This is a genomic window from Enterococcus sp. LJL120, assembly GCF_054871765.1.
Genome location: NZ_JBTXLV010000009.1, coordinates 72369 through 93770, shown reverse-complemented (window position 1 = coordinate 93770; position 21402 = coordinate 72369). Strand labels below are relative to the sequence as shown.

Here is a 21402-nt window from a genome sequence, read left to right as displayed (position 1 = left end):
ATAAAACGGCCAGCCTTATTAAATGGCAGTGTAGCCGCCGTCGATGATAAAGTCGGCACCAGTAGCAAAAGAGCTGACATCACTGGCTAAATAAAGCGCAATGCCCTGTAATTCCTCCGGCTTTCCTAAGCGGCGTTGCGGGGTGATTTCTTCCCATTTTTCTAAAAGCGGTTGCAGTTCTTCGGCTTCGAAAATTAAATCTGTGCCGATGTAACCGGGACTAATAGTATTGACCCGCACGCCTCGGTCGGCCCATTCGACTGCGAGTGATTTGCTTAAGTGTTTGACGCCGGCTTTGGCTGCATTGTAGGAAGCTTGCGGTTGCGGCACATTGACGATACTGCCGGACATTGAAGCGGTATTAATAATCGAGCCGCTGCCTTGTTTTAACATGACTTTTCCTGCTGCTTGAGAGGTTAAAAAGACACCATTCAAATCTAAATCAATTACTTTGTGCCAGTCTTCCGGGCTCATTTCCTCAGCGGGAATGTTCATGGTGATACCGGCATTGTTGAAGGCGATATCTAATCTGCCAAAGGCCTGGACAATTGTTTCAATCATTTGATTGACTGAATCTGCATCGGTGACATCTGTTTGGACTGCTAAAGTTTGACCGCCGGTTGCTTGAGCAATTTCATCGGCGACCTCTTGTGCTTTGCCACCCTCCAAATCAACGATGGCAACTTTTGCGCCGGCTTCTGCTAGAGCGGTGGCGATACTTTTACCAATGCCACCGGCTCCCCCTGTGACATAAGCTGCTTTTCCATCTAAACGCATTTTTTCAATGATTCCCATTTTCTTCGCCTCTTTTCTTAATTTTTATCTGAAAACAGCTGAGGTACAAGCTGGCTGGCAGTAAGAATCGCAATTGCTGCGTTCTTATTGGAAGTCGACCTGCCCTCAGCTGTTTACAACCTAAAAGGGTAAAACTTTATTCAATTTTTATTTTACATTTCGTCTTCCATCGGCGTGGCTTTGACAAAATTAGCTCCTAGCATGCCGGCAACAGAAGTTAAGACTAAGCCAACAACCATAGCAACAAAGGCCCAGATTGAAGCGCTAGCCGTTGCATCAGTGGCATCGTCAGCTGTTTCCCGGACTTCTTGAATCGCTTCGTCTAAATCATCACGAGCTTGCGCTAGACCGTCACGAGCATTTTCAATTTGGGTTTGCGCTTCTTCACTGGCAGTGTTCAAAGCAGTCACAATATTTGTGGTTGCTTCTTGAGCTTCCTGCTGCGTTAAAGAAGTGTTAGCAGAGACCGCATTGGCAATGACATCTTCATCAATAGCGTCGCCAATGGTCATGGCCCGCTCTTCTAAATCGGCTGACAAGTCATCAATAATTTGATCCGAATTATTTGGATTGGTTAACAATTCACGCCCGGCATCCGTAATTTGGGTAGTTGCTTCTGTTAATTCATTCCGCAAATAATCTGGTTGCAATTCTGGAATATCTGTATCGGTTAAAACCGCTTCGACATCTGTTTGCAAGGCATCGACATCAACTGAATCGATATTATTTGCGACTTCATCAAAACCATCTGAGATTAAATTGCCAGCTGTTGAAGCGACGTTGCCGACGCCATCCGTCACAGCACCGGTAATGTTTCCAAACAAAGAACCAACTGCTGAAAAAACGCCGACCGTCAGATAAGAAAGCATTAAAACTAAAACGAAAGCGCTGGCTGCCCAAGATAAAAATCCATGGAGCAGGCCGACCCGCCGTGCTGCCATCCCAGCAACAAAACCGCCGCCAAAGAAAGATAAAATTAAAGTAATTGCCGTCCAAATTAATACGCCGGTTCCTACGCCGTCAAGGGGATTTGCGGCCGTTGGGTCAGTCATGCCAAACCCGATAGCAGAGCTGATTAAAGATAAGGTGAAAAATAAAGCAAAGAATGTTACAACACCTGCAAAAATCGCTCCCCAAGAAATATTGTAGCCGGCCTCTCTTTCGCCTGCGCCTAAGTAGGATTTAAATCCTCTATTCATAACAAATGTACCTCCCAATAAATTTTAGTAACAGCCTTACTCTAACAAGCCAACTGTTTTTTTATCAATAAATAAAGCCAGCCGACAAGTTTACAAGGATTGTTAGCTTTCGGCGTTAGAAATTTGAAATATAATTAAATAAAGGTTGTTATATCAGTAGTTTTTAACGATTGTTAAGAAAGATTGGCAATTGTTTCAAAGAGATTTCACGCAGGCTTGTCAGGAGCAGCTGTCACAAATGGAAATTCATCTAAACGCTATTTATTCAAGGGTTTAAGAGCTTTTTCATTATTAAAAGAAAACGAGGGTTCATAATTTTCTGGAAAAATCCGCTCCTTGAAGGAAAGCGGATCACCCACAAAATAATTTCTTTTAAACTGAACAGCGTCTTATAAATTAGCCAAAAACAAACAGTAAAGGGAAAAAATTTTACAGGCTAAAACAGCACCTTTTTTCAAAATATATTATAGAAAGAAAAGTAACGACAGATTGAAATTTCAAGCAAGATTAAAATTAAATGAAAAAAACTTTGGCAAAAGGTGTTGACTTCTCTTTATTTGTCCTGTATTCTAATCCCAAGTTAATAATTACTTGCTCCGTTGAAGAGGAAAGTACTTTTGGGAAACTTTTAGAGAGATGTTGGTTGGTGAAAAGCATCAGTGAAACAAAAGGAAAAATGGCCTTTGAGGAGGACTGTCGATAGGTAGGCAGTCACGGTCCGCTAGTCCGATACCACTAGCACCATTCTTATAAGCACACTTATAACGATGGATCTGAGGGAATTTTATTCCGAACAAAAGGTGGTAACACGCATCGTCGTCCTTTTACTAGAGTTAATCTAGTAAAGGGACTTTTTTTATAGCCAAAATTGCAGTGAATTGATAAGTAATAGAGCAACTCTTTTGACAGAGAGCCTTGGTAGCTGAAAAAAGGCAGAGAGAAACTTTATGAAAATGGTCAAGGAGCAATTCGTCTCAAGCAGCAAATTATTTTAACAAATGCTGTGAGGTGGCGACGGGAGCAACCGTTATATTGCTAGAGTATGGAAGTACTTGAAGAGGGTTTATGTCAGAGCATAAACTAAACTGAGGTGGTAACACGCAATCGCGTCCTCATACAGCTGTCAATTTTTTGACGGCTGTATGGGGACTTTTTTATTTGGCAAAGGAGAGGGAAAAATGATTGAACTGAAAAATATTGACGTGACGTTTAAAGAGAAAAAACAGGAAATTGCCGCAGTCAGGGAAGTCAACCTGACGATTGAAGACGGTGATGTTTACGGAATTGTCGGCTATTCCGGTGCTGGCAAAAGCACCTTAGTTCGTGTAATTAATCTGCTGCAGCGCCCCACCAATGGCGAAGTTTTGATTAATCAGGTCAATCTGACAAAGCTGAACCAAAAGGAATTACGGCAGGCTCGCAAGAAAATCGGTATGATTTTCCAGCACTTTAATTTGATGCAGGCCCGCACGATTTTTGACAACGTGGATTTTTCTTTGCGCTATTCAAAATTGAATAAACAGGAACGCCAAGCAAAAGTCACACAGCTATTAGAGCTAGTCGGGATTGCCGACAAAGCTCAAGCTTATCCCAGTCAATTATCTGGCGGGCAAAAGCAGCGGGTGGCGATTGCCAGAGCGTTGGCCAATGATCCGGAAATTCTTTTGTGTGATGAAGCCACTAGCGCTTTAGACCCAAAAACGACATTGCAAATCTTAGAGCTGTTGAAAAAATTAAATAAAGAGCTGGGACTGACGATTGTCTTAATTACCCATGAGATGCAGGTCGTCAAAGAAATTTGCAATAAAGTGGCAGTGATGGAGGCGGGGTTAATCATCGAAAAGGGCAGTGCGATTGATGTCTTCAGCGCACCACATGAACCCTTGACGAAGGATTTTATTCGGACGGCCACCCATGTCGATCAAGCCTTAGCGACGATTTTGGAACATCCGAAATTTTCCGCTTTGCAGCCTAATGAATGGCTGGTGGAGCTGGCTTATGTCGGCGATGAAACTAACGAACCGCTGATTGCTTCGCTGTATAGCCGCTACCAAGTTGCCACCAATATTCTTTACGGCAATGTTGAAATTATTCAAGAAACGCCGCTGGGTAGCTTGATTGTCACGCTACAAGGTGGCTTACAGCAAAGACAGCAGGCCTTAAATTATTTAGCCGAGCAGGGCGTGCGGACGCAAGTCTTGAAAAAAGAAAATGCCGCCGCAACGAATGTCTATGTTTTAGAAGGGAGTAATCAACGATGAACCTATCACAACTTTTAGAAAAATGGCTGCCGAATGTAGTGGCTTACCCGACTGATTTTGTGGAAGCCACGCTGGAAACTTTATACATGGTTTTTTGGACGGCTTTAATTGCCGGTATATTAGGCATTATCGTGGGCGTCTTTTTAGTGGTAATCCGCCCGGGGGGGATTTTGGAAAACCGCTACGTTTATCAACTCTTTGATAAAGTCATCAACGTGGTGCGCTCGATTCCCTTTATTATTTTATTGACTTTATTAGCAGTCGTAACTCGCTTTATCGTGGGGACGACGATTGGCGCACAGGCGGCTTTAGTGCCGCTGATTATCGGCGTGATTCCCTTTTTCGCCCGCCAAGTTGAAAATGCCCTCTTGGAAGTTGACCACGGCGTGATTGAAGCGGCCCAAGCGATGGGCACGAGTAATATCGGTATTATTTTACGCGTCTATCTGGTGGAGGGGCTACCGGGAATTGTCCGGGCCTCGGCCTTGACGATTATCAATGTGATTGGGTTAACGGCGATGGCAGGAGCGGTTGGTGCCGGTGGCTTGGGTAATCTGGCCATCACCCGGGGCTATAATCGTTTTCAAACAGATGTCACGATTGTCGCCACTTTGTTGATTTTAATCTTAGTTTTTATCAGCCAATTTATCAGTAACTTAATTATTAAAAGAGTAACTCATTAAAAAAAATAGCAAACAACCATTTGGAGGAAATTATTTATGAAAAAATTAGTTGCAGGTTTATTTATCGGATTAGCAGGATTTACCTTAGCGGCGTGCTCCACTAGCTCCGCCTCACCATCAGAAAGCTCTAGCGATGAGGCAGTGACCGTAAAATTAGGTGTCGTCGGGGACAATACGGATGTCTGGGACAGCGTTAGTGAACGCTTGGCCGATGAAGGTATCAACATTGAATATGTAAAATTTACTGATTACACACAGCCAAATGTCGCTTTAAGTGATGGTTCAATTGATTTGAATTCCTTTCAAACGGAAATTTTCTTAGATGCTTATAATGAAGAATCCGGCGATGATTTGACACCCATCGGCTTGACGGTGATTGCGCCACTAGGAATTTATTCAGATAAGGTGACAGATGTAAAGGATCTAACAGAAGGGGCGACCATCGCCATCCCGAATGATACGACGAACGGCGGCAGAGCATTATTATTATTGGAAACAGCCGGCTTAATTGAAGTAGATGATGCCGCTGGTTCAACGCCGACAACTTCTGACATCACAGACAATCCATTGAATTTAAATATCGAAGAAGTCGATGCTTCCCAAACCGCTCGCTCGTTGCAAGATGTCGATGCATCAGTTATCAATAGCGGCATGGCTGTGGATGCTGGCTTTACACCGAGTGAAGATGCAATTTTCTTAGAGCCAGTCAGCGACACGTCCCGACCTTATGTCAATGTAATTGTGGCCCGCAGTGAAGATGTCGACAATGAAGCCTATCAAAAAATTGTCGCAGCTTACCAAACTGAGGAAACCGAAAAAGTAATTGATGACACATCTAAAGGCTCATCAATTGCTGCTTGGAATGATTTTGAATTATAGAATAGTAACCATTGAAAAAGCTGGCTGTTTAACAGTACAGGAGTGAAGCAGCCGGCTTGTCAAATAATTTAACCAAATAAAAAATTTACTGGAGGAATTTCCATGACCTATAAAGAAGAATTTGAAACATTTATCGCAGAACGCTTACCAGAATACCAAGCCTTGGCCTTAGACATCCATGACCATCCAGAAGTCAGCAATTACGAATTTTATTCCTCAGACGTTTTAATTGACCGTCTGAAAAAAGAAGGCTTTGCCGTCGAAAAAGATGTTGCCGGTCACCGGACGGGCTTTGATGCCCGCTATCAATCCGGCAAGGCTGGTCCAACGATTGCCTTTTTAGCCGAATACGACGCCTTGCCAGGCATTGGCCATGCCTGTGGTCACAATTTATTTGGCACTACTTCGATTTTAGCAGCCAGTGCGCTCAAACAAATTATTGATGAAATTGGTGGCGAAATCCGGGTTTATGGAACACCCGGCGAAGAAGGCGGCGAAAATGGATCGGCGAAAGGCAGCTTTGTGCGGGAAGGATTTTTTGAGGATGTGGATGCGGCGGTTTGCTGCCATCCGGGCCATCGCTATAGTTTGACGAGTCCCGGCTTAGCTAATGACCCGGTGGATATTAAATTTTACGGGCGGGCCTCCCATGCAGCGGCCGCTCCGGAAAAAGGGATTAACGCTTTGGATGCGGTGATTCAAGTCTATAACAGTATCAACGCCTTGCGGGAACATTTGCCAGGCGATGTGCGGATTCACGGCATTATCACCGACGGCGGTGTCGCAGCAAATGTTGTGCCGGAATTTGCATCAGCTCGTTTTTATCTGCGGGCTTTAAAACGCAATACTTTAAATGAAGTGTATCAAAAGGTTGAAAATATTGTGAAGGGGGCTGCCTTGGCCACCGGAACAACCTATGAATTTGGCTTATTCCAAAATTCTGTCGATGATATCATCGTGACGCCAGCCTTTGACGCAGTCTTTTTAAAACATCTGCGGGATTTGGGTATTTCTGAGGAGGAAATTGCCACCAAGAAACCAGATGCTTTAGGCTCATCAGATGTAGGAAATGTCAGCCAAGTCATTCCAACAATTCAACCTCTAGTCTCCATTTCGGACGACTACATCGCTGGTCACAGCATTGAATTTAAAGCGGCGGCCCGCAGTGAAAAAGGGCTAGCCTCTATCGGCATCGGAGCAGAATTATTAGCCCTCACAGCACTGGATTTGATTTTGCAACCAGAGCTATTGGCGCAAATTAAAGCGCAGCACCAAGCGGCGATTCAAACGGAAGTTTTAGTATAATAAAATACGACTTCTTTAGGCTAAAGAATCTAGCTTAAAGAGGTCGCATTTTGTTTTGAGGCAGACAAAGCAAGTCTGGCTGCTTGTCTTTTTATTTCAGTTGCCATTCAAAGTTGGCAAATAGTCATTTTTTGTGGTGCTTATTCCACATCGATTTTGCGGTACAAGTCGATGATTTCTTTAGCTAAGTCAGTAAAAGCAATCGCTGTCATTAAATGGTCTTGTGAGTGAACAGTTAATAATGTCACTTCCATATGATTGCCTTGGGCTTCTTCAGTTAACATATTGGTTTGAGAATGGTGAGCTTGTACTAAAGATTGTTCAGCATCGACGATTTTTTGGTCAGCTAATTCAAAGTTGCCTTCTTTGGCTGCTTGAATGGCTTCCATTGCATCGCTTTTAGCATTGCCTCCGTACATAATTAAGCCCATGATTGCTTCTAAATTTTGTTGATCTTCCATCGTTGTTCCCTCCAAATTTTGTTATTTCATTAAACTTTCAGCTTGGTCTAACACTTTTTCGCCATTCATCATGCCGTAATCAGACATGTTGATAACGTCCAAAGGAATGCCCAATGGTGCTAATTTATCAGCGAACTGATTTTTCATAAAGCGCACTTGCGGGCCTAAAAGTAAGACATCAATATTTTTGCTTTCGATATTATTGTCCGCTTCAGAAGCTGACACTGCAAAAATATCTGCATCCAGGCCGCGTTCGTCCGCCGCTTTTTGCATTTTTGTTACTAGTAAACTCGTACTCATGCCGGCTGAACAAACCAGCATAATTGTTTTTTTAGCCATTGTTATCACTCCTTATATTTTGATACCTTCTTATCATAATCTAATCTAAGCAGAAAATCAAAGCCGCTTTTTGAAAAGTTTTCTAAAAAGCTAGAACAGCAATCTAGAGAAAAGTTTCAAAGAGGCGGCTTGCTTTTTTATGGTTAACGTAGTGTTTCTTTAAAGGCTGCTACATCCTTCATGCTCAAGGAACGGATAAAGGCCACCAACAGCTGAATGGTTTGCCGATAATCCTCTTGGTGAATCAATAAACGGGAAGAGTGCATGTAACGGGTGGGCAAAGAGAGGGTCATGGTGACAACGCCCTCCATCGCCTTGTGAATATTACACGCATCGGTGCCCCCGACAGTCATAAAGTCATAGCGAACATTTAAATTTTCTTCTTTAATAATTGTTTCCATGCGCTCTAGTAAACCACGATTGGCAATCGTCAAGGAATCTAACACTGCTAAAATACAGCCATCACCTAATCGCAGCCCGTCTTTATCAAAGGGAGTGTCTTTTGCTGTGGTGACATCTAAAGCAATCGCAATATCAGGCTTGATGCTATGGACGGCCGTTCGTGCGCCCCGAATGCCGACTTCTTCTTGGACGGTTGCCGCAAAATAAACATCTGCCGCAATTTCGGATTGCGCTATATTACGTAGCACTTCTAAGCTTGTCCCTAGACAAATTCTGTCGTCCCAGGCTTTGCCCATTAAATATTCAGGGTCATTCATTTGCCGAAATTGCGTATTTGGCGTAATCATATCGCCCACGGCAATTCCCAGCTCGTTAATTTTTGCAGCGCTGCTAACCCCCATGTCTAAATAGAAATCCATCGGTGCAAAGACTTTATTTTTTTCTTCAGCAGGCATTCCGTGGGGCGCCCGACTGCCGATAACCCCAATATATTTTTGACCAGTGGCGGTGGTGACTTTCATTTCTTGGGCGGGCATTACATGGCCCCACCAACCACCAACAGGTAAAAGATAAAGATAGCCGTCAGGTGTAATTTTTCGCACCATAAAGCCGACTTCATCCATGTGGGCGGAGAGCATAATTTTCGGACCGGGACCTTTTTTGTGCAAAATCAAAGAGCCCAGATTGTCATAAAAATACTCATCGACTAACGGTGCGCCGTAGTTTTTGACGACACGGGAGACTTCCCGTTCACAGCCGCCGATACCATCGGCTTCACTTAAATTTTTCAGGAGCTCAAGGTCAATTGCTTGAATTGTCATAGTGAGGCCTCCTAACGATTTTCTTCTTGATAAGCTATAATTTTTTCAGGGGTCAAGGCTTTCAAGAAGGCAACTAAGGCAGCGGCGATTGCTTGATAATCTGTTTGCCTTGCGACCTGCAAACCAGCATCTAAATTACGCAGAGCTTGTCCGATTAATAAAGTCGGGCAGCCGGTCCGCAATTTATTAATCCAACCGGCATCAGAGCCAGTTAAAGAATAATAATTTTGATAAGCAATTTTTTCTGTATCACACAACTGACGGAGCTCACTTAAAAGCAAACGATTTGGTAAAACGGAGGGGTCGTAGTAGGTGAGTAATAAGCCCTCACCTAAAACCCCTTGTTGGTCATTCGCATCTGTTTGATAATCCCACGCCTGCTGCGTATCCAGCATCACCGCCAAGTCAGGTTGAACTAAATTGGCGGCGGTTTGGGCGCCGCGGGTACCGACTTGTTCCTGCACTGTACAGCCGACATATAAATCAAAAGGCAGAGTCACATCAGCTAATGCCCGTAGGATGTCAATTGTTTGACTGACGGCCAAGCGACCATTCCAATTTGCAGCATACCAAGTTTCCTGATTTTCTGAAGTGAAAAAATCAGCTGCTAAAGTAATCATATCGCCGACCATGATTTCCTTAGTCGCCGCTTCGGCTTCTGAAATAAAGCCAAAATCCAAGAGCACATCGCCGGTTTTGCCTAAGGCAGTGCCAGCTTGGTCTTGCCCTAGGATGACGCCGGTGAAAGTTTTTTGACTGCGGGTCATTAGGTTAACTTTGGTTCCCAATAAGGCTTTGTCGTTAAATTGCCCCAGCGCCAAAGCTGTTAAAGTACCATTTGTATTAATTTTTTTCAAAATAAAGCCCAATTCATCCATATGGGCGTTGACCATTACCCGCAGCTGACTAGCCCCGCTGCCTTTTTTCAACGCATAAATGGAGCCCAGATTGTCATAAATAATTTCGTCACAGTAAGCTGTGTACTGTTCCTTTAAAAAATGGGAAATATATTTTTCATTGCCGGCAATACCCGGCGTTGTGGCCAGAGCCTGCAGTTGTTCAACTAAGTCCATCTTTTATCCTCGATTCTTTTAATAGCAATATTCAGCAGTAAAGGCCGTGGTGTCTTCCTGATTGACTTTCAGCTGGCAAAGCTTCAGCATTGTTTCCATTGATTCCGTCAAGCCAGTGCCGCCTTTTTTCGGCATTTTAACAATGTCGACTTGGTCTTTGTACAATTCAATCGCTTCGGCACATTCCTGAGACATGGCGGCAATCACCGGTTTGTGGAGCTTGTCAGTAATCGTCGCTGCCACTTTGCCGGCCATCAAGCCGTATTTATCATAATTAAAACAAGGACCGCAAATGACGACATCGGGATTTAATTTTTTGACCATCGCAGTTAATTTCAAGGCATTGGTTTCAGCATCGGCGGCGAAATAATCATCGCCGCAATACAAGGTTGCCATGACTTCGCCGTTGACCGCTCCAAGATAATTTTCAAACATCTGGACCGAGCCAATCGCCATATATTTGCCGCCCAAGGGTTGGTCGCCTTTTTCAGCGCCTCCTAAACCGGCTTGAATTTGATCGAGTATAAAAATAATTTTCATGTCAGCCACCTCCTATAAGTCTTCGATTGAAATATCGTCAAAGGAAATTTCTTCTTCGGCTAATTTTTCCGCTGCCGCATCGGCTTCGTCTTGAAGATATTGTTTGTCTAATGTTTTGATGAACGGGTAATAAATCAGACAGCCAAGAGCCAGCAGAACAAACTGCCATAAAGCGGCCACTAAGCTACCGGTACTCAAGTAACCAGAAAAACCAATCGGAGTGGTCCATGGTAGCGAAACGCCGGTCGTATAAGGAATCAATCCAATTTTTGTAACAAAAGTTGACAGCAGTAGGTTAACCGTTGGTGTCAAAATAAAGGGAATGATGATAATCGGATTTAAGACGACCGGTAAACCGAAGATAATCGGTTCATTGATACCAAAAATCCCTGGGACAATCGATAATTTTCCCAGTTCTTTAATCCGCCGTGATTTACAGAAGAGCATCATCACGATAATTAATGAAAGGGTCGAACCGCCACCGCCGAAATTGGTAAAGAAATTAGAAAACGGATCGGTAAAGATATTTGGTAAAGTGGTGCCGGCTTGGAAGGCATCCAAGTTTTCCATTGTTAAAATTTTGGTGATTGGAGCAAAAACAGAATTGGCTACCGCCGGACCATTAATCCCAAAAAACCAGAAAATAGTACAAGCTAAGCTGTAAATAATTTGCGCTGTCAAAGTATTACCGGCCCCCCGCAAAGGTGTTTGCAGGACTTCAAAAATAAAATTGTGGGCGGTTTCAAAGGAAGTCATCCCAAATAAAATATTAATTAAGAAGAAGGTCATCATAACGAGCGCACTTGGAACTAAAGCGGCAAAGGATTTAGTAACTGCTGGCGGCACACCGTCAGGCATTTTAATTGTCCAACCCTTTTTAGTCGCATAGGAATAAATAATTACTGAAACAAAAGCGACAACTAAACCAACGAAAATCCCATTGGTACCCAGATGGTCAAAGGACAAACCACTTACCGGATCTGCAACACCTTCAATAAAAATTTTGTTGGGTGTTAAAATCAAAAAGCCAATCGCTGCCACAGCCGCCGCTTGAATCGGATCGCTTTTTTTCTCCCGAGCATAGGCATAAGCCGTACCAAGACAGGAGAAGAAGCCAACGGTATTAAAGACAGAACCGGAGACTCGGGTAATCCAAGATTCCCAACCAGTTCCAAAAATCCCCGCCCAAAATTCAGACCAGCCGGTGATCGGGAAATTGGCGATTAATAAAAAGATTGATCCTACGATTACCAAAGGGGTCGTGATTAAAAAGCCATCACGAATGGCAATCAGTGCTTTGTTCTGGCCCAGTTTAACGGCAACTGGCATCAAAACATTTTCCAACTTACTAAACATTTTTTCATCCTCTTTTCTTATTTTATTTAAACGATTAATCGATTGGTGCCTTAATCCGTTTTTCGTATGCGTCGAGCCATTCTTGGGTAATTGGCTCAATTATTGTTTGCTCGTCTGCTCCCATGTTGGCGATGAAAATCTGGCTGTCCTCACCATTGCCAGCGACGGAAAAAGTAAATTCAACATTGGTGGCAACGCCCCATTCGCCTTTGGGATTCATGGCGACTAACGAAAAGGCACCGGCTTTGCCATAGCGTTTTTTCAATTTATGGTGGAAGCGATAGACCGCTTCGTCACAGGCTTGTTGCGGAGCTAAGCCCTCAGACATTTTGCGGACAATTTCATAGGAGAGACAACCCTTCATCAAATCTTCTCCCAAGCCTGTGGCAACGGCACCGCCGACTTCACTGTCCACGTAAAAGCCACTGCCAGATAAGGGTGAATCGCCAACCCGACCAGCTTGCTTCATAAACAAGCCTGAGCTGGAGGTACCGGCACACATTTTGCCAAACTGATCCAGAGAAACCACGCCGACGGTATCATGTCCGTCATAAGGGTCTAAATTGTGTTTGGAAATTTCCTCCACCCGTTGTTCCCAGATTTTTTTTGCTCGGGGGGTTAACATGTTGCAGCGCTCAAAGCCCGCCAACATGGCATACTCGGTCGCTCCTTGACCAACCCGAAAGCTGTTAAATTTTTCATCGCTCAATTTACGGGCAACTGAAATCGGATTTTTAACATCGACAATACCTGCGACAGCGCCAATTTTAAAGGAGTCGCCATCCATAAAAGCCGCGTCCATTTCTAAAATTCCGTGGGCATTGGGCAGGCCGCCGTAACCGACCGATTTGTAATAGGGATAATCTTCGACGGTTTTGATGGCCGTCTCGACAGCGTCCCCCGCCGTTCCTCGGTTTGCTAATAATGCGGCGGCTTTTTGCACGCCGTCATCGGCCATCCGCCATGTTGCTATGGTTCCCCAACTCATATTGATTCCTCCAATTTTATAAATCAGCAACTGCTAAAGCGCAGATTGCCTTGAGATAAATTTCCATATTTAAAAATAAATCTTTTTTCGCCATATACTCATTTTTATTGTGGGCAATGCCTTTTTGTCCGGGAAATGATGGACCAAAGGCGACAATATTTGGCATTGAGCGGGCATAAGTGGCTCCTGTCGTTGTCACCGGCGTCCCATCTAAACCGCTAGTTTCCTCATACACTCGTGACAGAATCTGAATGCCGGCAGCTTCTTTAGGGATCACATGACTTTTGATGCGGCGAGTGACGTTTAGCTGACTGTTTTCTGGAATCACTTGTAAAAGTCCAGCTGTGACATCGTCTTCAGAAAAAGTTACGGGATAACGAACGGCAAAATCTAGGACTAGCTGCTTCCCATCTTTTTGCAGCTGATAAGGCGTAATCATCAATTTACCAGAATCGGCATCTTCAAAGGCGATGTTCAAGCCTTCGCCGGCGTGCTTTTGATGGAAACTTGTGTAAAGCCAAGAAAAAAACGTTTCAACTTCTGCTGGCAAAGCCGCTTCATCTAATAATTTTTCGGCCAAAAGTGTTATGGCATTTAAGCCTAAGTCAGGGGCGTTTGAAGGGGCTCGTTTACCAACTGCAGAAAAAGTTTTTCCTTGATAGGTGACAGTTAGTTCATCGGGGACGTGGTCGCGAGCTTGGTCGCCGTTAAAAGCATCAAGGTCAGAAAGAGCGCTTTCAGAAAAAGCAGTCCTCAATTGATAATTTACAACTCCTCGTTCTCCGTAAACAACTGAATATTTACCATCCGGCGTGAAACCAAATATCGGCGGCTGTTCCTCCGCTAAATAGAGCGGTAAATCTGCCGAACCACTTTCTTCGTCCGTTCCGAAAATAATGCGAATCTGCCGTTTAGGCTGAAAGCCGGCGTCCTTCAAAAGTTTCAAAGCAAACAGACAGGCGAGAATCGGACCTTTATTATCTAAAATGCCCCGTCCATAAAAATTTTCGACATCTTCGCTTAAATCAAAGGGGGGATAATCCCAACCGCTGCCGGCTGCCACGACATCCAAATGCCCAACGACTCCGATATATTCACTGCTCTCACCAAAAGCGGCATAGCCAACGGCATCGCCGATGGTCTTTGTTTGGAATCCGTAGCTCTCTGCCAATTTTAGCGTTTGTTCTAAAGCTGCCCGCGGCCCTGAACCAAAGGGCTCGCCGGTAGCGGCTGGTCCTTTAACGCTGGGAATCTGCAGGACACTTTTTAAATCTGTCAAAAATTCTGCAGCATGCTCTTGAATCAGCTGCTGATAATTCAGTTCATTCATTGTGACGTCTCCTTTAATGATTACGAATTAAGGTGTTCTTGAAAGTATATTTGTCAGCACGGTAATAGGAAGTATCGTAAATTATCGGAATTGCCGTGGCAGAATAGGCAATCGAATTAACTTTTAGTACAGGATCATTTTTTTTGATTTGCAAAAGCTTCGCCAACTCTTGGTCAGCTAGCATGGCCTCCACCTCTTGATGGGAATAGGCAATCTCAACAGTTTTTTCAATTAGTTCAAAAAGCGAATTCGTTAACTGTTCCTTGGTAACATCTTTGACAGTGCTGCTCTTCACGTATAAATGTTCAATTGTCATCGGCTCTTCATCAAAGGAGCGTAGCCGCTCGATATAGACCAAATCACCTTGTTTGGTCAATTGCATAGCATTTAAAATAGTTTGTGGCGCTTGTGGTGTTTGGTCATAAACTAAAACCTTTGTATTAGAAGATTTACCAAAGGCCTTCGCCGACTCGGTAAAGCCGACTAGACCGGATTTGCCGCTTTGATATTTTTCACTCGGCTGCATCACGTAGGTGCCTTTGCCCTTCATTTTGAAAAGCAAATTTTGCTGAATCAAAAAATCAATCGCTTTACGCACAGTCAGCCGGCTGACAGCAAATTCAGTGGCCAAATCGTATTCTGAAGGCAGCTTTTGCGAGCTGACGTAAACGCCTGTCTTGATTTTTTCTTCAATTTCTTTCGCAACGAGTTGATAACTCGGTAATTTTTCCATCCTAATCCATCCTTTTTTTACCATTCAAAAAAACTAGTATTGGTAGCAACACCGGAAGCAATGCTGATAAATGCCTGCTGGTCGGTTTGCGTAATAATTGCTTTAACGGCCGCTAGCTCTCTTTTGGAAACTACGACAATCAGCATTTTGCGGGACTCGTGGTCAAAGGCCCCTTCAACGTCATTGACAATCGTCATGCCCCGAGAAATTTTTTCTTGGATATTCGGCACCAACTGTGGCGCTTTTTGCGTAACAACTAATAGCTGAACCTTTTGCTGCTTGGCGTTGACATAATCGACCACCCTGCCGCTGATAAAAACCGAAAAGGCACTGTAAAAAGCATACTGCCAACCAAATAAAAAGCCCGCCGCAAACTCAATCAAGACATTAAAAACAATAAAAACAGAACCGATGCTTTGTTTGGTATATTTGCGGGCGATGATGCCGATAATGTCTAACCCACCAGTTGAAAAGTCACTGTTTAACGTAATGCCCACCGAAATTCCGTGGAGCACGCCGCCAAATAATGCGCAGATAAAAGGGTCGGTAGTAATCACAAGCGGCGGAATAAGTTTCATTACAAATGAGGTGATGACAACCGCAAAAATTGTATAGCAGGTAAATTCTTTATCGATTTTAAACCACGCGACAATCAATAGTGGCAGATTAAAAATTAAAACGAGCAAGGGAATCGACAGCTGTACATCAGCAAAGTGATTTAAACTGACGGACAACAACTGCGATAAGCCCGTGATACCGTTTGCATAAATGTTGCCAGACAACCAAAAAAAGTTTAAGGCAATCGATGATAGCACCGCATACAATAAAGCAATTCCCATTTTTGAAAAATTAGCTTTTGGCATAGCACTGATCTCCCGTTGATTTTTTCAAGTTCATTATAACTAGTATATACTATTTTGTATATACTGTTTATTAAATTTTTTTGTGGAAGAGAAAATGTGAAGGCTACTCTTGCTATAATAAAAATAAAAAAATTTTTATAAAGCTGTAACATTATCCAACGTCAAACGTATATAAAGTGAAGGGGGAGTGGGATGGAAAGTTCACAATTGGAATTGTTGTATCAGTTGTATGCTAAGGAACTATTTTTATATGCCCGCTCCTTTACCAAAGATAATTATGGGGCTGAAGAGCTAGTCAGTGATGCTTTTTTTCAGTTGGCGATGCAAGAAGTGTTGCCTGAAAATATGAAATTCTGGCTCTTTGCAGTGGTTAAGCATCGTTTTATTGATTTGAAGCGGAAAAATCGCCGCTGGCAGCTGTTGCCGCTAGAAAAGGCGACAGAAACCAAGTCGCCACTATTTCAGTCAGCAGATGAGCAGTTGCTTCAAAAGGAAAACTATCAGCAGCTCTATCAGGCAATCAACGATTTGAAACCACCCCAAAGTGAAATTATTTTGCTCTTTTATTTTTTACATTGGTCAACAGCCGATATTGCCCAATACTTAGGCTTAAAGCCAGGGCAGGTGCGGGTGCTGCTCCATCGCAGCCGCCGCAAATTGAAGGGAGTGTTAACAGATGACGGAAAAGTTAACTGATTTATTGGAAAAATATCAGCGGGGGGAAGCTACTGCTGCTGAGAAAAAATATGTGGAGGAACGCTTAAAAGAATTTGCTGCTCTGCAGGAGGTTTTATTGGAGCAAGAAGCTGGCGAAGCCTTTGAATTGCCGAATTTGACTGAGGCAGAAACAGTCGATTCAAAAAAATTGAAACGCCAAGTCAATCGTAAATTTTTACGATTAGGGTTAGGGGTAGCTGGGATTTTACTCGTTGTTTTCGCGGTTTTGCAGTGGCTGATTTTCCCATTGACCAATTTTTTCTATTTCAATCCAACAGAAAAAGTAGTTCATGAAGAAGTCGTTCCTTATAATATTGTGGCGGCGATTCAGACGGAGGTGACGAGTCCTTTGTATCATCTAGCAGCGGTTGATTATCAGCATAATGGCATTGGAAAATATGCTGTCACCAAAACATATCAGACCAATCTGCCAGCAGTCCCCCTTTCAAACAATCAAGAAACTTTTGAAATTGTGCGGGGAAAAGTGGGGGAAACCAGCAGCAGTTTGCCTGCCGCCAGCGGTCTGCTTGGCGTTACCGGCAATCTGAGTGAAGAGAGTCGGCAATTATTTCTCGCAAACAAGGAACAAACTCTCGAAAAACTTACAGCGTTACCGGCGACTAGCGAAATCGCCGGCGGACTGACTTTTGCTACACCACTGAGCCTTGGGGAAGTCCAGGAGATTTTTGGTACAGAAAGTTTTTTCAGTGACACCGATTATCGTGTGAACTGGTTTAGCGTGGACATCGGCGATAGCGATGGACTGCCACTGGGATTCAACTGGTTTGCGACCTTTGATTATGCTGCCAATTATATTGGCATTAGCAGTTCTTATCTCACAGATTTAAATGGAAAATATCCTCATCTGTTGCCGAGCACTGAGGCTGGGGCGACAGACGTTAATCTACGGCAGGACTTTAAAGAACATTTTACATCCTGCTTGCGATATCTTTTAGACAATCATGACTTATTAGAAAAGCAAAATCAGGCAACGCCTTTATCTACTGAATATTTGCAACAGGCCTTAGATTATATTGAAGAAAATGATGTAAAAATAACCGGCATTTATTTGTCGGCAACCACCGAACGCTATCGGGAAATTGTGAAGTCAGACCAAGTGTTGGATACACAGATTTTGGGGACAGAGCTGTTTAGTCAGTGTTTTATGAATTCATAAAAAGAGATAGAAGAAGCAAATTGATTCTAATTTCTATTAGTTGACAAAAACCAAGAGATTCTATAGCTAGTTTGAACCAAAAGAAATATAAAGTAGTGAAAAGTAGAAAATTGGATGTATTCAGTTTTCTGCTTCTTTTTAATCAATCAGAAAAGAGAAGTTAGTGGATTTTTTTAAGTTTTATATTACTTCGAAAGAAAAGTCAATTTTTCAAAGAAAAGTATTAATTACAAAAAATATGTATCCGCTTACAATAACATTGTAAGGAATAAAATTTAGGGGGAAAAGAAGATGAAGTTTAAAAAGTTAATGACGGGTATATTTGCTGGAAGTTTATTGCTTGGAACATTGACAGCTTGTGGTACTTCAGATAGTGGTAGTGGCAGTTCTAGCTCAGAAGGCTCTGGTGAGCAGCAAACAATTCGGTTAACTTATTGGAATAGTGAAGACACAGTTAAGGAATTATTGGCTTATTTGGAGGAAGAAGTTCCAGAAGCAAAAATTGAGTTTCAATTCGTTGACAATACCAATTACAGTACAATTATTGATACTCAATTGGCAGCTGGCGAGGGGCCAGACATTATCAGTGAAACACCAGCGTCTGCTTTGAAGCATGCTCGGTTAGATTATATTGAAGATGTAACTAGTTTAACCGGAGATTATACTGAAAACGGTATTCTACCATTTACTTATGAAGGAACGGCCTATGCAGTACCAGGCATCAGCTGGTTTGAAGGACTTTTTTATAATAAAGAAATTTTTGAAACGAACGGCGTTGAAATTCCGACTTCCTTTGATGAATTTATCGCCGTTTGCCAAACACTGCAAGACAAGGATATTCTACCATTAGCAGCGGGGCTAAAATCTTGGGAACCTCTTTTAAAGAGCTCAATGGCTTTTGTACAGGCTGAATACTTATCTAAACCAGCTGGAGAAAACTTTAATGAAGAGTACCGAGAAGGTGAAACAACTTTAGAAGGTAATTGGGATCCTTACATCGAACAATGGTCACAAATGATTGAGGCAGGAATTTATACTCAGGAGCAAACAGGAATTGACCATGACCAATCATTGAAAGAGTTTGCAACTGGTGAAGCGGCGATGTTTGCATCAGGAGCATGGGATGTGGAAGCAATCAAGTCGCAAAATCCTGATTTACAATTTGATATGATGCCTTGGTATGGTACTACTAGCAATGAAGGTTGGTTAGTGGGTGGACCGGGTGCTGGCTTTGCTGTCAATAAAAACTCTAAGAACAAAGACATTGCCATGAAAGTAGTAGAGGCAATCGCATCTAAAGAAGGCCAAGAAGCGTTATGGCAAAACAATGAAGGTGGCTCTTCTTATTTGAAGGATGCAGACTTCCCGTTACCTGCAGAATATGATGGCGTAAAAGAAACGATTAATGCCGGTCGGGTCGCTTGCCCTTGGGAAGAATGGGGCAGCATCGGTGATATTCATAAAGATTACGGTACAGAAATGCAAAAATATTTATTAGATGAAGAATCAATTGCTGATATGTTGACGAATGTTGATAAAGTGGCACAGGAGCTATTAGAAAAATCTGGTAATTAAATAAAACAGAGCAAGTGGAAAAGCGGTTGTAGCATAGGCAGTCGATGGTAAATTTCCGATTATTTACTAAATAGCTGAGATTGAGCACTACTTAAGGATTCAATCTCTCGGTTGCTTGTGAGACAGCCGCTTTTCAAATTTTAGATTGGAGGCGTCCATCTTGCTAAACAAAATAAGGAAACCAGCCTACGGAACACTAGGCTTCTATTTGTATGCTTTCTTAGTGCCAGCACTAGCTATCTATGCCATCTTTAGTATTATTCCTTTTTTGGCAACTTTTTACTACAGCTTTACTAATTACACAGATTTAAATCCGACAGACTTAAGCTTTGTGGGCTTGAAAAACTATATTAAAGTTTTTCAAACACCCTTAATGATGACCGGGATTAAAAATTCAATCATCTACGCCATCATCATGACAGGCATGCAGACAGTATTAGGGTTGCCCTTAGCTGTTTTATTGAATCAAAAGCTAAGAACACGTAACGCATTGAGAGCAATATTTTTTTTCCCAGCGGTATTTAGTCCACTGATTATCGGCTACTTGTGGAGTTACTTAATGTCCAGTTCCAATTATGGTTTAATCAACAACTTAATAACCAGTTTAGGGATGCAACCAATCAATTTCTTTTCCGCAGATAATGCCTTGTACTCAGTTCTTTTTACACAAATTTGGCAATGGACCGGGTGGGGTATGGTGATTTTCTTAGCCAATTTGCAAAGTATTCCCTATGACTTGTATGAAGCTGCTGAAATTGACGGAGCCTCAGCCTTACAAAAATTTTTCAGAGTCACACTGCCTTTAATGGCGCCATCAGTGAAAATTGTTGTCATTACCGGATTAGTCGGCGGTTTGAAGGTCTTTGATATCATTTATTCGATGACTAGCGGCGGTCCAGGTGATGCTACTCAGACTGTGATGACAGTTATGATGAAAAGAGGGATCTCTGAGGGCTTTTATAGCACAGGGGCTGCCTTTGGGGTTGTCTTCTTTGTGATTGTTATGATTATCAGTTTTATAGTAAATAAACTTATGAAGAAATGGAGTGACGCAATACGATGAACTCAGGACTAGAAAGTAAATCAAAAAAGAAATTGTTTGGTCTGGAAATATCCATGATAGTTCTGGCGGTAATTTGGTTCATTCCAATTTACTATCTGCTCGTCACTACCTTTAAATCTGCCAAGGATGCAACTGATAATCCTTTAAGTTTGCCTCATGAATGGTTATTTTCTAACTATACTTCCGCATGGGAAAAGATGGAATTTCCGCGGGCGTTTGGCAATACTCTAATCATTACAGTCTGCTCAGTAGTAATATTGATTATTTTATCTAGTATGGTGGGGTATGCCTTAGCCCGTAGTAAAACCAAAATTTCTAATGGCATTTTCTTATTTTTCATTGCTGGATTGGTAGTTCCCTTCCAAATGAACATCGTGAGCTTGTATAAAGTCGTTAAAATGCTAGGTTTGATGAATTCACTTGCGGCAGTCATTTTTGTAAATATCGCCATTAATTTACCACAGGCGATTTTTCTTTTTAAAGAATTTATCGAATCGACTATTCCAATTGAGTTGGAAGAAGCCGCTGAAGTGGATGGCGCCGGTGTGTTACGACGCTTTTTCCAAATAGTATTTCCGTTATTGACGCCTGTTATTTCAACTGTGGCAATTATCACCACTTTAAATGTATGGAATGAATTTATGACACCATTATTATTTTTACAAACAAGAGATAAAGGTGTTATTTTGCAGGAAGTGTCCCGTAATATTGGGCAGTTTTCAACCGACTGGACAGCACTATTCCCAATGATGATGTTAGGGGTTGCACCATTAATAGTCTTTTATTTGTTCATGCAAAAATATATTATTGCCGGTGTTTCAGCAGGAGCAGTGAAGGGCTAA

At 42.6% G+C, this 21402-nt stretch carries 21 protein-coding genes and 2 other annotated features; of the genes, 9 read left to right on the top strand and 12 right to left on the bottom strand.

Annotated features, from left to right (window positions below; genetic code table 11):
- Positions 1–18: 18 nt before the first annotated feature.
- Positions 19–795, bottom strand: coding sequence for an SDR family oxidoreductase (locus ACYSNU_RS15060; RefSeq protein ID WP_461738017.1), 777 nt, complete (start codon positions 793–795; stop codon positions 19–21).
- Between the two features lie 152 nt (positions 796–947).
- Positions 948–1994, bottom strand: coding sequence for a hypothetical protein (locus ACYSNU_RS15055; protein WP_461738016.1), 1047 nt, complete (start codon positions 1992–1994; stop codon positions 948–950).
- Positions 1995–2584: 590 nt separating this feature from the next.
- Positions 2585–2821, top strand: a binding site (T-box leader).
- Between the two features lie 37 nt (positions 2822–2858).
- Positions 2859–3111, top strand: a binding site (T-box leader).
- A gap of 61 nt (positions 3112–3172) precedes the next feature.
- Here ACYSNU_RS15055 and ACYSNU_RS15050 point away from each other — a divergent pair.
- The 4 genes from ACYSNU_RS15050 to ACYSNU_RS15035 all read left to right on the top strand — a co-directional run bounded on the left by ACYSNU_RS15050 (position 3173) and on the right by ACYSNU_RS15035 (position 7122).
- Positions 3173–4255, top strand: coding sequence for a methionine ABC transporter ATP-binding protein (locus tag ACYSNU_RS15050; protein ID WP_461738015.1), 1083 nt, complete (start codon positions 3173–3175; stop codon positions 4253–4255).
- Positions 4252–4938 carry a methionine ABC transporter permease gene (locus ACYSNU_RS15045; RefSeq protein ID WP_461738014.1) on the top strand — a complete coding sequence of 229 codons (687 nt, stop codon included), beginning with the start codon at positions 4252–4254 and terminating at the stop codon, positions 4936–4938. Before ACYSNU_RS15050 ends, ACYSNU_RS15045 begins: the two co-directional genes overlap by 4 nt.
- A 36-nt stretch (positions 4939–4974) precedes the next feature.
- Positions 4975–5817, top strand: a complete 843-nt coding sequence (locus tag ACYSNU_RS15040; protein ID WP_461738013.1) for a MetQ/NlpA family ABC transporter substrate-binding protein — start codon at positions 4975–4977, stop codon at positions 5815–5817.
- A 102-nt stretch (positions 5818–5919) separates the two neighbouring features.
- Positions 5920–7122, top strand: a complete 1203-nt coding sequence (locus ACYSNU_RS15035) for a M20 family metallopeptidase (protein ID WP_461738012.1) — start codon at positions 5920–5922, stop codon at positions 7120–7122.
- A 140-nt stretch (positions 7123–7262) separates the two neighbouring features.
- Here ACYSNU_RS15035 and ACYSNU_RS15030 read toward each other — a convergent pair whose 3' ends face one another.
- The 10 genes from ACYSNU_RS15030 to ACYSNU_RS14985 all read right to left on the bottom strand — a co-directional run bounded on the left by ACYSNU_RS15030 (position 7263) and on the right by ACYSNU_RS14985 (position 16028).
- Positions 7263–7583, bottom strand: a complete 321-nt coding sequence (locus ACYSNU_RS15030; RefSeq protein ID WP_265459798.1) for a PTS lactose/cellobiose transporter subunit IIA — start codon at positions 7581–7583, stop codon at positions 7263–7265.
- A 21-nt stretch (positions 7584–7604) separates the two neighbouring features.
- Positions 7605–7922 (bottom strand): PTS sugar transporter subunit IIB, encoded by a 318-nt coding sequence (locus ACYSNU_RS15025; protein ID WP_461738011.1) that lies wholly within the window; start codon positions 7920–7922, stop codon positions 7605–7607.
- 143 nt (positions 7923–8065) lie between these two features.
- Positions 8066–9145: a M42 family metallopeptidase gene (locus ACYSNU_RS15020; protein WP_461738010.1), complete on the bottom strand. Its 1080-nt coding sequence runs from the start codon at positions 9143–9145 to the stop codon at positions 8066–8068.
- Between the two features lie 11 nt (positions 9146–9156).
- Entirely contained in the window at positions 9157–10218 is a 1062-nt protein-coding gene (locus ACYSNU_RS15015; protein ID WP_461738009.1) for a M42 family metallopeptidase, read from the bottom strand.
- An 18-nt stretch (positions 10219–10236) separates the two neighbouring features.
- On the bottom strand, positions 10237–10758 hold the full coding sequence (locus ACYSNU_RS15010) for a GrdB-related putative oxidoreductase (RefSeq protein WP_265459802.1): 522 nt from the start codon (positions 10756–10758) through the stop codon (positions 10237–10239).
- 12 nt (positions 10759–10770) lie between these two features.
- Positions 10771–12114, bottom strand: a complete 1344-nt coding sequence (locus ACYSNU_RS15005; protein ID WP_461738008.1) for a PTS sugar transporter subunit IIC — start codon at positions 12112–12114, stop codon at positions 10771–10773.
- A gap of 34 nt (positions 12115–12148) precedes the next feature.
- On the bottom strand, positions 12149–13102 hold the full coding sequence (locus ACYSNU_RS15000) for a N(4)-(beta-N-acetylglucosaminyl)-L-asparaginase (protein WP_461738007.1): 954 nt from the start codon (positions 13100–13102) through the stop codon (positions 12149–12151).
- Positions 13103–13118: 16 nt separating this feature from the next.
- The gene (locus tag ACYSNU_RS14995; RefSeq protein WP_461738006.1) at positions 13119–14432 is read right to left on the bottom strand and encodes a Sapep family Mn(2+)-dependent dipeptidase; all 1314 of its coding nucleotides are present in this window, start codon (positions 14430–14432) and stop codon (positions 13119–13121) included.
- A 13-nt stretch (positions 14433–14445) separates the two neighbouring features.
- A complete protein-coding gene (locus ACYSNU_RS14990; protein WP_461738005.1) occupies positions 14446–15165 on the bottom strand; it encodes a GntR family transcriptional regulator, LSA1692 subfamily in 720 nt (239 codons plus the stop codon).
- A 17-nt stretch (positions 15166–15182) separates the two neighbouring features.
- The gene (locus ACYSNU_RS14985) at positions 15183–16028 is read right to left on the bottom strand and encodes a YitT family protein (RefSeq protein ID WP_461738004.1); all 846 of its coding nucleotides are present in this window, start codon (positions 16026–16028) and stop codon (positions 15183–15185) included.
- Between the two features lie 192 nt (positions 16029–16220).
- Here ACYSNU_RS14985 and ACYSNU_RS14980 point away from each other — a divergent pair, with 192 nt between their 5' ends.
- From ACYSNU_RS14980 to ACYSNU_RS14960, 5 genes are all read left to right on the top strand, one after another.
- The gene (locus tag ACYSNU_RS14980; protein ID WP_461738003.1) at positions 16221–16724 is read left to right on the top strand and encodes an RNA polymerase sigma factor; all 504 of its coding nucleotides are present in this window, start codon (positions 16221–16223) and stop codon (positions 16722–16724) included.
- Positions 16705–17922, top strand: coding sequence for an anti sigma factor C-terminal domain-containing protein (locus tag ACYSNU_RS14975; RefSeq protein ID WP_461738002.1), 1218 nt, complete (start codon positions 16705–16707; stop codon positions 17920–17922). The genes ACYSNU_RS14980 and ACYSNU_RS14975 overlap by 20 nt, the downstream gene beginning before the upstream one ends.
- A 291-nt stretch (positions 17923–18213) precedes the next feature.
- Complete coding sequence (locus ACYSNU_RS14970) at positions 18214–19497, top strand: ABC transporter substrate-binding protein (protein WP_461738001.1); 1284 nt, start codon at positions 18214–18216, stop codon at positions 19495–19497.
- 160 nt (positions 19498–19657) lie between these two features.
- Positions 19658–20560, top strand: coding sequence for a carbohydrate ABC transporter permease (locus tag ACYSNU_RS14965; RefSeq protein WP_461738000.1), 903 nt, complete (start codon positions 19658–19660; stop codon positions 20558–20560).
- Positions 20557–21402, top strand: a complete 846-nt coding sequence (locus tag ACYSNU_RS14960; RefSeq protein WP_461737999.1) for a carbohydrate ABC transporter permease — start codon at positions 20557–20559, stop codon at positions 21400–21402. The genes ACYSNU_RS14965 and ACYSNU_RS14960 overlap by 4 nt, the downstream gene beginning before the upstream one ends.